9 protein-coding genes are annotated in these 15,556 nt (G+C 57.6%); 5 read left to right on the top strand and 4 right to left on the bottom strand.

The genetic code is table 11. The features are described 5' to 3' along the window. Positions 1–58 precede the first annotated feature (58 nt). The 4 genes from Q666_RS52705 to Q666_RS52690 form a co-directional block, all read right to left on the bottom strand. A complete protein-coding gene (locus Q666_RS52705; RefSeq protein WP_022999444.1) occupies positions 59–4,405 on the bottom strand; it encodes a translocation/assembly module TamB domain-containing protein in 4,347 nt (1,448 codons plus the stop codon). 5 nt (positions 4,406–4,410) lie between these two features. Further along, complete coding sequence (locus tag Q666_RS52700; protein WP_022999443.1) at positions 4,411–6,393, bottom strand: autotransporter assembly complex family protein; 1,983 nt, start codon at positions 6,391–6,393, stop codon at positions 4,411–4,413. Between the two features lie 240 nt (positions 6,394–6,633). Next, positions 6,634–7,545, bottom strand: a complete 912-nt coding sequence (gene folD / locus Q666_RS52695) for a bifunctional methylenetetrahydrofolate dehydrogenase/methenyltetrahydrofolate cyclohydrolase FolD (protein ID WP_022999442.1) — start codon at positions 7,543–7,545, stop codon at positions 6,634–6,636. A gap of 136 nt (positions 7,546–7,681) precedes the next feature. Further along, entirely contained in the window at positions 7,682–8,782 is a 1,101-nt protein-coding gene (locus Q666_RS52690; RefSeq protein WP_286133756.1) for an AGE family epimerase/isomerase, read from the bottom strand. Positions 8,783–9,103: 321 nt separating this feature from the next. On the opposite strand from Q666_RS52690, the gene Q666_RS52685 reads away from it, so the two are divergent. The 5 genes from Q666_RS52685 (at position 9,104) to Q666_RS52675 (ending at position 15,526) form a co-directional block, all read left to right on the top strand. Then, complete coding sequence (locus Q666_RS52685; protein ID WP_031268801.1) at positions 9,104–10,231, top strand: polysaccharide biosynthesis/export family protein; 1,128 nt, start codon at positions 9,104–9,106, stop codon at positions 10,229–10,231. A 73-nt stretch (positions 10,232–10,304) separates the two neighbouring features. Beyond that, positions 10,305–11,654: a capsular biosynthesis protein gene (locus Q666_RS52680; protein WP_035908931.1), complete on the top strand. Its 1,350-nt coding sequence runs from the start codon at positions 10,305–10,307 to the stop codon at positions 11,652–11,654. Beyond that, complete coding sequence (locus Q666_RS0133520) at positions 11,638–12,960, top strand: capsular biosynthesis protein (RefSeq protein ID WP_031268800.1); 1,323 nt, start codon at positions 11,638–11,640, stop codon at positions 12,958–12,960. Before Q666_RS52680 ends, Q666_RS0133520 begins: the two co-directional genes overlap by 17 nt. Positions 12,961–13,250: 290 nt before the next feature. Then, entirely contained in the window at positions 13,251–14,696 is a 1,446-nt protein-coding gene (locus tag Q666_RS65025; protein ID WP_022999436.1) for a beta-3-deoxy-D-manno-oct-2-ulosonic acid transferase, read from the top strand. A 20-nt stretch (positions 14,697–14,716) separates the two neighbouring features. Beyond that, entirely contained in the window at positions 14,717–15,526 is an 810-nt protein-coding gene (locus Q666_RS52675; RefSeq protein ID WP_022999435.1) for an SDR family NAD(P)-dependent oxidoreductase, read from the top strand. Positions 15,527–15,556 lie beyond the last annotated feature (30 nt).

Below are 15,556 nucleotides of genomic sequence, written 5' to 3'. Positions count from 1 at the left end.
TTTCCAGCGGCGGCTACACGCTTCGCCCCTGTCAGATTTGCGGGGAACGGGAGTGGGCTCAATACTCGCGTTCAAAAAAGATACCGGCCTTAGAAGATCCGTCCGCACCGACTTCACCACGGACCTTCAGGCCGCGGTCCAGGTCAATGTCGACCTTCACCCGGCTGGAACCGGTACCCGTGCCTTGTTCAACGCCGACGTAGATGTTGTCATTGATGTATTTGCCGACAGCGACAGAAGGGCCGTTGTCCCCGTCCGTGTTGATGTCGATGGCATCCAGGCCCAGAGACTTCCGGATCGTGGCAAGCGGTCCGTTGTCGCTGCCCCCGGTGAGGGTGGCTATGGCCGCCGCAAGCCGTGCCACCTGTGTGGGCGACAGGTTGCCGACGCTCTTGCCGAACAGAAGCAGTGCCAGAACTTCATCTTGCGGAAGTTCGGGGGACGAGGAGAATGCGATCTGGGGATCGTCTGCCTCGCCGCTCACGGTAACGGTGATGGTGGTGTCGCTCACGACTGTCGTTGCCGCAAAGTCGAGGACAGGCGTCAGTGAGCCCTCGAAGGTGGCGTTGCCGCGAGAGAAGATCAGGCGGCGTGTGAGAATGTCGAGCTGGCCACGCTTCAGTCCGAAAGCGCCGATTGCCTGCGGCGAGGCCGTTGTGCCGACGATCTTGAGATTGCCCTGTAGTTCCGCATCAAGACCACGCCCGCGAATGAAGATCCGTCCCGGTGCGGACAGGACGATGTCCAGACGCGGCGGGAAGGTCTTTTGCTGGGTCTGTGTTTGGGAGACTTCGCCACCAAGTTCTGCAACCTGCTGCTGGATCGCCTTGGAAGCATTGATATGCCGAACGTCAACGGGAGGTATCGCACCGGGCAGATACTCGGGAATTGAGACGTCCGCCTTGTTGATCGATACCTGACCGCTGATAAGGGCTGACGCGCTGGTAGAAGCAAGCGGACCGGAAACCTTGAGATCCGCATCCACTTCCGCAGTCACCAGACCAGGATCGACGTAGCGACCATTGTCCAGTTTCAGGCTGAGATCCGCCGGAAATCCGTCCTTCATGCCAACAGTGCCTGACGCAGACATGGAGCCGCCCGTCGCAAGGTCACCGGCAATGCCGTTCAGCGACGCTTCGTTCTGGCTGACAGAAGCCGTGCCGCGAATGTTCTGAACAGTGATACCTGTCGACAGGCTGGTGATCTTCAAACCGTTGGGCGTGGCGGTGATCTGGTAAGTGGGGGCTGCTGCCGAACCGCCGACATTGCCGCTCAGGGCGATTGTACCTTCACCGCGCAAACCTGCCTCGATCATGGGGCGTCTGAGAGCCGCAGTCGGCACGTTGCCATTCAGGGTAAGAGCAATCGGATTGGGTTTCTGCAGCCCGACCGTTCCCGCAGCCGTGAGGTTCAGTCCATTCGGATCGCTGACCTTGGTCGTCTGGTCGATCCGGTTATCCTTCAATGTGCCTGAGGTCGACAGACTGAGCGCGGCCAGACCGTTGTTTCGCAACTCGTTAGCCGTCAGACCTGTTCCGGAGATCGACCAGGTCGCCTCTGGAGCCGATGAGCTGCCTGTGGCAGACACTTTCCCGGAAAGAGCACCGCCGAGACCAAGCGAGGGGACAAAGGCGTTGGCAAGATTGAGCGGAATGGATGTCAGGTTGGCGTTCAGGTCAAGCGTCTCGCCGGCCTTGCCGGACACCGCAAGTGAGCCATTTCCAAGCTGAAGCTCCAGTGGTTCGATCGTCGCTTCACCGGCAGCATAGGAAATGGTTGTCGGCTGCTTCAACTGGCTGGCGATACCCTGATATCGCATGGCAAGCTCGGACAGGGCGACGACGTAGGAGCCAGCTTCCGGTTCGTTCACCTGCGCTGCAAGCGTCACGCCATCCTTGCCGTTCTTGTCCAGCTTGACGTCCGCCGTGATTGCGGTGCCGCCATTTTGAGGCTGGGCCTGAAGGCTCACCGCATGAACCGGGGTCGCATCTGTCAGGATGTCTGACAGCTGAATGTCCGCAGTGACGGTTTCCGGCTCGTATGGGGCAGTAAGATTGGCCTTGAGCTTCACGCTGCCGAGACTGACTGCGGGCACGCTGATATCGCTTCCGGTAACGTCGAGTGCGAGTTGCCGCGTTTCCGGATTGGCTGTCACTGTGCCTTGAACACGTCCGGCGATTTCCGTCAGAAGGAGAGGAGAGAGCGAGGCAAGGTCCGGAGCATCGATGTTCAACGTGCCCTTGAGCGTTTCAACAGGCTTGTCGAGATCTGCCAGAGAAAGTTCACCGGTCACGGTGTTGCCGGCCAGTTTGACGGAAAGCGGGCTGACACTTGCCCCACCGTCTTTGCTGGTAAGCTCGACATCAACGGCAATGGGTTGGCCGTTCAGGCTGGCACTGCTGGTAACCTTGGCTGTAGGCGCGGCGGGATTGGCCGTTGCCTCTGCAGAAAGTTTCAAGTCATCCAGCGGTGTGCCTGCAAGCATGATCTGCTTTGAAGAGGCAACCGCCTGCACTTCAAGCGCGTCGATCGGACCTTCCGTGCTCGCTTCGAGTTCCAGCGAGCCGGCAAGTTGCGGATCGACCTTTGCGAGATCGGCAAGGCTGGTCGTCAGGCTGGAACTCAGTTCGTTCTGCCGGTAACGGGCATTCCCTTTCGCATCCAGCGCCTTGTTCGAAACAGCGAGACTGGTGACGGAAATATCGTCCACGCCTTGAAGATCGACAGACACGTCGATGCGTGTTTCACCTTCAAGAAGCGCGTCGGCCTGAGGAATTGCCGTCCCGACATCCCTGGTGACGAGAGCGCTGGTGATCGTGCCCGACAGCTGGCTTGGATCAAGATCCAGCGAAAATGTTCCGTTCAAAGCACCGGCCAGATCGCGGCCTGCCAGGCCCGACAGAGGGGAAAGGTCGGCAAGCGAAAGCCTGCCCGATCCATTGACAGCGTCGGCTGACAGGTTCGTGTCCGACAGAGCAAGCGAGGCGACAGCGGTTGAAAGGGTCAGATCCTTGATCTCGGCCGATTGGGTTGCGCCGTTCACGGCGCCCGTAGCCTTCAATTCAAGCAAACCGGTCAAAGGCTCTGTTTGCGGGGTAATGCCTTCCAGCCTGTCAATGGCGAGCGACAACGAGAAGGGTGACGTCAGCGTTCCTTCGGAGAGATCTGCTCCATTTCCGAAGGACGACAGCGTGATGGCTCCAGTCCTGGCTTCCGTTGTCTGCAGTGACTTCAGGTCAATCTTGGTTTGCCAGTCGACCGCGGAGCGTTGTCCGGAAACACGTACCGTTCCGGTCAACGGACCGAAGGCAATGCGCCTCTCGCCAAGGTCGAGCGCAATCAGCGCGTCATTCCCGGCACTTACGGCAAGATCCGCCGTGGCGTTGACGGCATCGTTCTCAAGATCGGCCTTTGCTTCCAGGGAAAGTGTTTGTGTTTTCAAGGTCAGGTTGGCCGAAAGAGGGGCGAATTCCGTAGAGAACCTGGCAGCTCCTTTGGCATTTGTCGTTCCGAGCAGAAAGGCTTGTGCCGCGGGAGGTGCAAGCGGCGCGAGATCGCCGTCCAGATCGAAGGCCAGATGCCGTTCGGATGCATTTTCCTCGATTTTTGCCGAACCGGTGACGGTGGTCCTGCCATCGAGAGCCACACTCAGGTTCGCTGCCCAGTCGGTCAGGGGACCATCACCTTTGAGCGACAGATCCAGCGCGGGCAGGTCGGGAACTTCAAGAAGCCGTGCGGCGAGACCCCCACGCGGTTCGGACACTTCAATATCGAAAGCAAGCGTTTCGGCGGCGGGTTCAAACTGTGCCTTGGCCACAAGACCGGCTTCTATGCCGTCGATCCGGTGCAGATCGAGATCGGCAGTGACAAGTGCCGGGTCGAGCGCGAAAGAGCCTGATCCTGCGGCCGTCAGGGAGACAGGTACTCCCAGCAGGGGAGCACCGAGGTTGATTTCGTCAAGGCCCAGACGTTCGAGAGTGACGTTAAATGGCAGCGATACACCGCCCGATGAGTTGCTCTCCTCGGTCACTGCCACCTCTTCAGCCGGTGGCTGGACAGGTGTTCTTTCCAGATCTATCCGGGATGCGGTGAGAGAAGAAATATCGAGATTGCCGGCAAGGAGCCGCATGGGATGCCAGTCGGCGGCAATGTTCTCGACGTTCAGCCAGGTTCCTTCCTTGTCGGCCAGGGAGACCTTGCCGACTTCAGCCTTCAGCCCAAAGCTGATGTACAAATCTTCGATCGTGATGGTCTGATAGTCGGACGAGGCAAGCGTGCTGACGACGCTGGACACAAAGGTGCGGCCCGCCGGCACTTGCAGGGCACAAAGGGCGAGGACGGGAACAGCAATCGCAACCGCGATCAGGAATCCGAAGATTCGCAAGGAAAGTTTCAGAAAACGCATCTGCGTTAGAACGCCTGGCTCAAACCTACATAAAGGGCGAAGTCCGGGTCATCCTGTCCCGGATCCAGCGGCACCGCAGCATCGACTCGAAGCGGGCCTATTGGAGTAAAGTAGCGCAGACCAGCGCCAACGCCCACCTTCAGGCTCTCGGAAAAATCAGGAATGCTGTCTTCGTATGCATTACCTGCATCAACAAATCCAACGATTCCAATGGTTTCGGTTACCATGACGCGAACTTCACCGGAAAGCTCGATAATCGAGCGTCCACCGGTAACTTCACCATCCTTGCGTGGACCGACGTTGCGATAGGCGTAGCCCCGGATGGACCCGCCACCACCGGCGATGAACCGCCGGCTGGCGGGAACCGATTCCACAGACGGCGCCAGGATCGACCCTGTGGAGACGCGTCCTGCAAGAATGAAGCGCTTGGCCTGATCGAGCGCATAGTAACTGGAAACAGTGCCTTTGATGAAACCCATCGCGTTGCTGTTCAGGGTATCGTAAGCGGGCTCCGCAAACAGGGCTGCGAAAATCCCCTTGGACGGATTGAGCTTGTCATCACGGTTGTCGAAGGTCAGGTCCGCCGGCAGTCCAACCAGCAGATAGTCGCCATCGCCGAAGGCGTCTTCTTCATTGGCGTAAAAGACCTCGGCGCCCGCGCGGCCTTTCAGCTGCTCGGAAAATTCCCTGTTGAGATAGGCGTCATAGGTAATCGACCGGCTCTTGTAGGCGTCGGGATGTTCCTGGCGTGCCTGGAGGCTGGTCGAAAAGCTGGTAAGCGGGCCGAAAACGCCTGGCTTTTCAAAGGCGATTCGCGCCGAGTACTCCATGTCGAGGACGCTCTCGTTGCCGATCCTGCCAACGGACCCTTCAACAGAGAGCAATTCGCCGCGGCCGAAGAGGTTTCTTCTGCGCCAATAGGATTCGACACCAAAGCCCTCGGTACTGGACCAGGAAGCACCGGCACCGATCACGTGGCGCTTGCGCTCGCTCACCTCGATGGTGACCGGCATGGTACCGTCTGGGCCTTCGATTTCGCCTTCCACGAGCCGGATGGACGAGAAGATGCCGAGTTCGTTGAGCCGTTTGCGTGCACGGGCCAGGTCTTCAGGCGAATAGACGCCTCCGACCGGAAGCATTGCCTGCTGGACGACGAAATCCGGGTCAGTGACTTCCGTACCTTTGACCGAGACCGGGCCGAAACGTGCCTGATGGCCGGCATCGGCGATCAGCGCCACGGCGAGGGTGTTGGTGCTATGGTCCGCCGTTATCCGGCGTTCCGCGATCCGCGCCTTCGGATACCCGCGATCGCGCAGAACCGCGATCATGCGCTTTTCCGCCGTCAGGATCTTGCCGGAAGCAGCGACCTCGCCTTTCGCGAGGCCCCAGAAGGACGGGTCGGTGGACAGATCGCCGTCCTGGGACGAAACGTCGATATTGCTGAAGGTGAAGACCGGCCCCGGATTGACCAGGATCTCGACCTTCACCGGCCGAGCGTCAGGCAAATCACTTTGTTCAAGAGCGGTTTCAAGCGGAATGCCTGCAAGCGTGATATCGACAGTTCCACCGTAGCGGCCATCGGCATAAAGCTGGGCGATCAGCCGTTCGCGATCAGAAAGAGAGCGTGCGAGCAGGCCTGCCTCGCCGGAGGGGGGCTTTTCCTGTTGCTGCACCAGCAGCGAGGCGTCTTTCAATTCCTTGGTGAGATCATCCGCACCATTGGAGATTGTCAGGTCTGCCTCGTAGGGCAGGGGATCGGGAACAGCGTTGGCTTCGTCTTCCGCCGATTCGAAAAACTTCCAGCCGAATATTTCAAAGGAATTTGCGGGAAGGGGAGCAGCAAGAAGAAGGGCACAGGCCAACCCAGCGCCAGCCGGGCGCAAGGCAACAAAAGAAACACCGCCAGCCAACCAGGCTGCCAATGAGGAAAATGCGTTGAAACGCTTGCCGGCGAACCTGCCGGACTTGCAAGACGGTAGACCCTTCACTCACTGCCGCCTGTTTAATTGGTCAGCCGAATTGCATCTGATAACAGCGCAATTCAACCATCTGCGTTTGCAGCCCCTACGTTACGCACCTTAAAGGGCCATGGTTAAGCGAATACAAACACGATAGACCATGGCGCCGGAACGAGTTCAAGAGAGAAGGTGGCACAAGACTTTAGTGAATGTGCCGCAAGAACGCGCGAAAATATTCTTGCGCGCGCTTTCGTGCCGGCCGGTTATTACTCAAAAAAGCGCTTCTTCCTCCGGAAGGTCAAGCAGACGGCGAGCAGCCGTCAAGGTGTTGACCATCAGCATGGCAATCGTCATTGGACCAACGCCACCGGGAACCGGTGTTATGGCACCTGCAACCTCTGCTGCTTCTGCAAAGTTCACATCGCCAACCAGGCGAGCCTTGCCTTCACCCAGGTCCGGAGCCGGGATTCGGTTGATGCCGACATCGATAACGGTCGCGCCCGGTTTGATCCAATCGCCCTTGATCATCTCCGGCCGACCGACCGCCGCGACGACGATGTCTGCGGAACGCACGACGTCCGGCAGGTCTCTTGTGCGGCTGTGAGCGATCGTGACAGTGCAGCTTTCCTGAAGCAGAAGGCTCGCCATGGGTTTGCCGACGATGTTGGATCGGCCCACCACGACTGCGTTGAGACCCGAGAGCGTGTCACCGAGTGTGCGCTTCAACAGCACCAGACTACCGGCAGGTGTGCAGGGCACCAGCGCACTGTCCCGTTCTCCGGCAGTCAGCAGTCCAACATTGACAGGATGGAAACCGTCGACGTCCTTTTCCGGGCGGATGAGGCGCAGCACCTTGCTCTCGTCGATATGTCCCGGCAAAGGCAGCTGCACCAGAATTCCGTGAATATCAGGGTCGTTGTTGAGCTGGTCGACAAGTGCCAGCACAGCGTCCTCGCTGGTGTCGGCAGCGAGCGTGTGTTTCACGGAGTGAAAACCGCAGGCTTCGGCGGCCTTGTCCTTATTGCGTACGTAGACCTGGCTGGCAGGATCCTCACCCACCAGGACGACCGCCAGACCGGGGCGTTTGCCGCTGGTTTCCAGCAGCTTGGCTGCCCGGTTGGTGATTTCCTGCCTGACACTTTCCGCGATAGCCTTGCCATCGATGATCTGAGCCTTGGGCATTCGGCCTCCTCATTGGTCGCACGTCTTCTTAAACCGGCGACAAGCTATAGAGCTCTGTATCGAAATGAAAAAGGCCGAATGCGTCTTTTACTGCTCTGGTTTCGCCATGCGTGCCTTTTTGACGCCGCCGGCCCGGTCAAAGTGATTCTGCGAAATCGTGAAGTTCCGAGATAGCGCAAACGATGTGATAGAGCGAACTTGCCGGTGCGGGTTCATCGACGAAGGTTCCGTCGGGAGAGAGCTTGTCTCGCCACAAGCCGGCGGGGACATCTGCAAAATAGACCTTCAGTGCCTGGACGGCTTCCGGAATATCCGCCAAGTAGGCGTCCCTTTCTGCGCCGGTTGAAACTTCTGCCAGAGCGACGGCGGCCTTGATCCATTCCGTCTGTCCCCACAGGCGTGCCATGGGGTCACGGACGGAAAAATCGTCGTTCAAGGCCATGAAGGCGACACCGCGGCTTTCATCTATGCCGTAGGTCCATGCAATGTCATAGAGGCGCCGCGCAGCAATCAGGGCGCCCGCATCCATTCTCGATTGCCCCCATCTTGTCAGGAGCCACGCCCATTCGAACTGGTGACCGGGCTCCATGACACGGCCCTTGTCACCATCAAACGGGGTCCAGTCGCTGTTGAAGAATTCTCGAAGCCCGCCTGAAACCGGGTCGATGAATCGCGTCAGGGCAAGTTCGGCGATTTCATCGGCAAGGTCTGCCCAGGCAGAATCTGAGGAGACTTTTTCCCATGCGAGGCACGCTTCGAACATGTGCATGTGCGGATTGGAGCAAAGCGGCACCTTCGCGGGAGAGGCTTCTTGAAATCCTGCTTCCGGATGACGATAGGCCGTCATCAGATGAGCCAGCAGCTTGTCGGCGTGTTCGCTTGCGCTGGTTTTATAGGCGGGAAGATCCGCTGCCAGCTTGGCGAAGCCAAAGAGGGAAAAAGACTGATTGTAGAGGTCGAAACTCGTATCTGTGACGGTGTTATTGATGTCAACGCAAGAGGCGTAGTGTCCGTCCGGCATCAGGAAAGTGCTCGTGTACCAGCCATAAAGTTCGGCCGCTAATTCCTCGGCTGGTCCCGTCCACCCGCGCTTCTTGCCTTCCAGAAAGGAATAGATCTGCCTGCTCACGACCCGCGCGCGCCGCGTGACTGGAAGGCCGGCACCAGTTTTGAGGTCGATAACGTCAAGACTGGTTTTTGTTTGCGGGTCGATACCGGCAGATGACCAGAACGGCAAGGCCGAATCCCGCAGCCAGATTGTTAATTCTGACGAGAGAATTTTAATGTTTTTAATGTCGTTATGCCGGTTGCTGGCGGTCATAAGATACCCCGAAGACAGATGTTGGAAGCTCTGACGCTGAATTCGATTATCGACGCTCACATGCCGAACAGAAGACGATAAATTGGAAATTTATCAATTCACTAGGAAAAGACGGTGTAGTGTTACAGCAAAGTCACAGCTGGGAGGTTTCTCCCGGGGAAAGCTGCGATGCGTCTTGGACAACCTTGCAAGAGGGTGTTACCAGACTTGGCAGCAATTTGGGTGGATTGGGTACTAATGCGTTTTTTGTCAGTATTGGCGGCTGCCGGAGTTCTGTTTGGGTGCTCCGCCCTGCCGGGCGAGGGCCCGGCTGCGATAAATATTTCGTCGCAAGATGTCGAAAACAGTGCACAGACGGGGGATTACACCGTCGTCGTTGTCGAGCCGTCCAACATTGACACTATCAAGAATTACCGCCCACTTGCTTTTGCCAACCAGTTCCACGGAGTTGGAAGTGGCGGGTCTTCAACGCTCCTCGGCGTTGGCGACACGCTGAATGTCACTATCTGGGAAGCGTCGCCGGACGGCCTGTTCAGCAGTGGCGGTGGCGGGTCGAGCAACATTCCATCCGTTGTTGACGAGAGCGGCTATATCTTTGTGCCGTACGCTGGCCGTATACGGGCAGCAGGCCTCAGCATTGAGGGCTTGCGCCAGTCGGTGCAGCAGAAACTCGTTGGCAAGGCCGTTGAGCCGCAGGTTCTGATTTCCCTCAGAGACAAACTGAGCTCAACCGCGGTTGTCGTCGGCGATGTCGCCAAGCCGGGCGTTTATCCGCTGCCGCTGCGAAATACCCGCCTGCTCGACCTCGTTGCGCAGGCAGGTGGCGCGCGCGACGCGACCTATGAGACCGTGGTTACGCTGAAGCGCGGCAACCGCGCCGGTACCACCCGTCTGGAAGATCTGATCGACTATCCGGAAAATAACGTTCTGATAGCGCCGAACGACAACATTCTTCTGTCGCATCGCCCGCGTACTTTCTCTGCATTCGGTGCCCTCAAGGCAAACCAGCTCGTTCCGTTCAAGACGAAGACCGTCACAATGGCCGAGGCCCTGGCGACGGTGGGTGGTTTGCGGGATGATCGCGCGGATGCAAACGGTGTGTTCCTGTTCCGCTTCGAAGATGCTGCACTTGTGCGAAAGCTCAAGCCTCTTCTCGCGGACAAGTTGACGGGTCAGAGCGTTCCTCTTGTCTACAAACTGAGCCTTCGCGATCCGAAGGGCTTCTTCATGTCGCAGAAATTCGAAATGCGGGACAAGGACATCCTATTCGTTTCGAACCATCCGACTGCTGAGCTTGGCAAGTTCCTGCAAATCATCGCTCCGCTCATCAGCAACTACTCTGTGGTAAGTAACATCACGGATTAACAGTTGCCGTACGAAGATTTAACGGCTCAGATAAACATCGTGGGCCGTTAAAGCCGGTAGGTTGGCAGATTGCATGGTTTCAGTCAGTTCAATGGTGGTGCTGTTTCTGCAAGGGCCGCCTGGTGTTTTTGCGCGAACCATTGCCGACAGCCTTGAAAAAGCAGGGGCGTCCACACGCCGGGTGAACCTGTGTGCCGGCGACTGGATCGGTTGGCACGACCGCAGATGTACATCCTATCGCGGTTCCTTGCGAAACTGGCCAAACTGGCTTCGAGCCTACTGTCTCGACCAGAAGATTACCCACATCGTCTATTACGCGGATCGTGTGCCTTATCATGTCGCAGCGGCGGAAGTGGGGGCGGAACTCGGCATAACGTGTCTGACCTTTGAGAACGGCTATCTGCGTCCGGACTGGATAACGCTCGAGCATTGCGGAATGTCCGCGCACTCCCGGTTTCCGGATGATCCGGAACTCATCATGAAAGTAGGCAGCAGCCTTCCGGATATCGACCGGCAGGCACTCTACAAGTACCCGTTCATCAACGAAGCGGTGAACGAGGTAACCTACAATATGTCCAACGTGATCTTCGCGTTGTCATATCCCAGGTATGTCCGTGACAAGCTCTATCATCCGCTGATCGACTACCTGAGCAATATTCCGCGATTCTCGCTCGCCAAAAGCCGCAACAGGCACGCCCACCACGTGATTGACGACATTATTGCGACTGGCCTGCCATACTACGTCTTTCCTCTTCAGCTTCAGAGCGACTATCAGCTGCGCTATAACTCCCAGTACGACCATATTGCGGATGCTGCAGAGGAGGTCATCAAGTCGTTTGCAGAAAACGCACCTACCGCGGCGCGCCTTGTCTTCAAGGTCCACCCTCTGGACAATGGCATGGAGCCCTGGGGGCGAATCCTGCGGACGCTCGCCAAGAAATATCGGGTCAAGAAACGTGTGGTTCTGGTGGATGGTGGCAACCTGAACCGGCTTTTGGAACACGCAGCAGGCTCATTGACGATAAACAGCACCACCGGTCTGCATGCCCTCAGGGCGAATTGCCCCACGAAGGTTCTCGGCATCGCACTTTATGATATCGCAGGGCTGACCTGCCAGAACCCTCTTGATGATTTCTGGCGGAACCCGACGATGCCGGATCAGGATCTGCTGGATGCGCTTGAGCGGTTGCTTGCAGCGTCCATTCAGGTCAAGGGATGTTTCTACACCAAGGAAGGCAGAGAGGCGGCTGCCGACATGATGGCGGAACGGATGATTGCGGACACGGTTAATTTGCCGCAAGCCTTCTGTGAAATGCCGCCTCGTTTGCAAAAGGCGCAGGCGAGAGGGATCGCGACGACCTTCTCCGAACAACTGGAACGGCGTGGCAAAACCGAACGGTGGACACATGTCTGGCGCGGTTGAGCCGTCTGTGGCAACGGAAACTCGCCCAAACGTCGTAAGACGGGCCTTATTTCTGCAGGGACCGTTATCTCCGCTCTACAAGCAAACGGGTGATTGCCTCAAAGCCCTCGGGTTTGATGTTCACCGGATCAACTTCTGCGCTGGTGACTGGCTACATTGGCACGGAAAGGGCTGTATCAGTTTCAAGGGGCAGCCATCCGATTGGCCGGCCTACATAGAAGACTATCTGCGCAAACACGAGATTACAGATCTCGTTCTTCATGGGGATCAGCGCCTTTACCATCGCCTTGCTATCGAAAAAGCAGTCCGGCTAGGCGTTTATGTTGCCGTGACAGAACTCGGGGCGTTGCGGCCCGGCTGGATGACGCTGGAGCGAACCGGTTTGTCCACGCTCAGTCACTTTCCTTCCGACCCGGCTGCGATAAGGCGTATAGCCGAGACTGCGGGGGCGGTAGATCTCACCCCGCGTTATCCCTCCAGCTTCTGGCTCCAGACAGCGCCTGACGTGGTTTATAACCTGACGAATGTCTTCCTGAAGCCGCTCTATCCAGCCTATCAGCGGCACACGATCTATTCCCCGGTCGCTGAATATCTGCGCGGAGCAGTTAGGCTGTTGAAGGAAAAGCGGAGGAACAGGGCAGCAGAACGCCAGCTTGCGGAATTGCAGGAGAAGGCAGTTCGCTATTACGTGCTGCCATTGCAGCTGGAGGGAGATTTCCAGTTGCGCAGACATTCTCCATTCCGCAGTTTTGAAGAGGTTCTGGAAGTCGTTTTCCGCTCCTTGGCCGAAGTGGCAGTTGACGACGTTCACCTTGTGCTGAAGAGCCACCCTCTCGATGTCGGCTTCGAAGACTGGCCGGGTGTTGCAGATCAACTTGCAGACCGCTTCGGCTTGCAGCACAGGGTACATTTTCTCGATGGCGGCGGCCTTGCAAAGCCGTTCGAGCAGGCGCTCGGGGTCGTGACACTGAATTCCACCGCCGGGCTGGAAGCCTTGCAAGCTGGTGTGCCGGTGAAGACGCTGGTGCCGGCCCACTATGATATTGCCGGCCTGACCCACCAGGGTGATCTGGCGAGTTTCTGGAATAATCCGGATCAGCCGGATCGTGACCTTCTCCTCACTTACGTTCAGGCGCTGGCAGCTTCAACGCAGGTACGAGGGTCGATCCACAATTCGGAAGGTGTCGCAGTCGCGGCGAAAAACATTGCCGAAAAGATTGCCAATAGAGACTTGAACGCCTTCGGAGCCTATGTCGATCCTCCTCCCAGGCTTGCCAGGGCACGCGCGCTCGGAGTGCCGTTGTGATCGGTTGGTTGAAGGGGCATAAGTCGACGTTGAAGATTGTCGACCCGGAGCTTCGGCCGTTGGAAGTCAGGCTTCAAACGGCTCTCGAGGGCGGGATCCTTGGGAGTTCAGATACCAGTCCATATCAGGCAGTTTGGCTGAAAAACGCCAATGCGTTCAGCAGAATGAAGCCTGTCACAGGTAGCCTTCTTCTGGTCCTGGAAGGTCCGACCCCTGCACAAGCCCGGCGGCTGCCCTCCAGCTTAATTCTTTTGCCATTGAGCCGCACTGAGCTGAAAGAACGCTCTTTGATGAGCGTCGTCTGTGACACGCTAATCCGGCAGTTCGTCACACATGGCCTAAACATTGCGTCGGTTTGCGATTTTACGGGCACCTGGCGTGAACAGTTGCTCTCCAGTTCCGCGGCGGGCGAAACTGCGATTGCTGGGGTCGAGGGTCTTTCGCTTCAGAGGCTTTTGACCGGAGACGAAGTCCAGCAAGAGGGAGCGTTGTTCTGGACCGAGCTCAAAAACAGGGCCGCTCTTGAGCAGATAGCCATCGACGATTTGCTGAACTGGATACTGTCGTGCCGGACTGCCTGGTTCTCACCTTATACAGGCGATCTTCTGCACCCAGGTGATGCGCTGGAGATCCACTCGCTTATGCAGGAGCAGTGGCAGGACAACGCCATGCCCGGCCATTGTTACGGCGCGCAGTATTGGAACCATCCTTCGATCAACGCCACCTTTTCCGGAAAAGGCGGGGCGGTCACGTTTCACGAAACCCAACAGGACGCGGTCTCAGCCGCAAGGAGTGACGGCGGGCGGATATATTCCTGGGCAGGGCGCACCGATCCCGCGTTCGAGCAGATCTGCATACAAAACGGGATTCAGTTGTCGCGCATAGAAGACGGTTTCTTGCGCTCCGTCGGTCTTGGTGCAGGCCTTGCAAGAGGGGCTATGCTTGCGGTCGATGACCTCGGCATCTACTACGACCCGTCTCGGCCAAGCCGGCTTGAAGTTCTACTGAAAGAGTACGAGCTTTCACCGGCAGAACGGGAACGGGGCGAAACTTTGATCGACCTGATCATCCGCGCCAGGGTCTCCAAATACAATTTCGGCAAGACGCGTTCATTTGCCTATCCGGCCAACAAGGAAAAGATCCTTGTACCGGGGCAGGTTGCGGACGATGCGGCAATCAGAAAATCCAGATCTGCGACAATCGATTGCGCCAACACACCGAACGTGAATCTCGAACTGCTTCGCCTCGCCCGTACCCGTCATCCCGAGGCGTTCCTGGTTTTCAAACCACATCCCGATGTTGAGACCGGCTTGCGTAAAGGCAAGGTGTCCCGTGAAACCGCGCTGGAATACGCCGATGAAATTGCCGAAGATGCGAATATCATCGACCTCATAGAGGCAGTCGATGGTGTCGAGACTTTTTCTTCGTTATCGGGGTTCGAAGCTCTACTGCGGGGCAAGAAGGTGTGTGTCCACGGAGCGCCCTTTTATGCCGGCTGGGGCCTTTGTGAGGATTTGACCCGGATTGAAGGTAGGGGCACAAGCCGCACCTTGCCGGAGCTGGTCTATCTGGCTCTCGTGAAGTATGCCCGCACAATTGACCCGGTTTCCTTGTTGCCATGCTCACCGGAGTTTCTGGTTTCGCGGCTTGCGGAGCAACGGACAGACAAGCGGCACCTTCTGGTAACCGCGATCAAGCGGCACTCGTCCTGGCTAGGCAGAAAACTTGGAATCTAACCCTCATGGGAGAGGCAAGAATGGCAGGCGAAACACAAAAGGTCATCGTGTTGACCGGTGCCAGCGGCGGCATTGGGCAGGCGCTTGCTCGTGAATACGCTGGTCCCGGCATCTATTTCGCCCTCATTGCCCGGGACGAGGCGCGTCTGGAAGCTCTGCTGAAAGAAATCTGCGAGCTTGGCGCTGACGGTGAAATCAGTGCCATCGATATTCGTGATCGCGAAGCACTGCATGGCTACCTCAGTGATCTGGATGCACGGCATCCTGTCGATCTGGTCATTGCAAATGCTGGTGTGACTGCCGGGCTCGGTCCCAACCGAACGCGCGAAACGAATGCCGACAGCGATCGGCAGATAGATGTGAACTATCGAGGCGTGGTCAACACTCTCACGGGCCTCATCGACAACATGCAAAAACGCCGGCGTGGGCAACTGGTGCTTATCTCGTCTCTGGCCGGAATGCGTGCCTTGCCGGATATGCCGAGCTACAGCGCCACGAAGGCGGCACTCATTGCCTACGGGCATTCCCTTCGCGGTTGGTTGAAGCCCTTCGGCATATCCGTGACGATCATCTGTCCGGGGTTCATCACTTCACCGATGTCTGCGCGCCACAACGGAGCCAAACCATTCGAAATGCCGGCTTCAAAAGCAGCTTCATTGATGCGACGGGCCATCGACCGTCGCAAGCCGTTCTATGCGTTTCCGTTTTTGCTGGCCTGGGGCATTCGCCTTCAAAATCTGTTGCCGACGAAGATCGGCGATCTCTTCATGGGCGGTTTTGATGTGACGATTGATCAGGATCCGCGTTATCGAGAGAACTCTGACAGGTAGGCTTCCATTGAACCGGACACGACAGCATAT

This window comes from Labrenzia sp. C1B70 (assembly GCF_000475395.1).
Lineage (GTDB): Bacteria > Pseudomonadota > Alphaproteobacteria > Rhizobiales > Stappiaceae > Roseibium > Roseibium algicola.
This window is presented reverse-complemented; position numbering and strand designations above follow the sequence as displayed.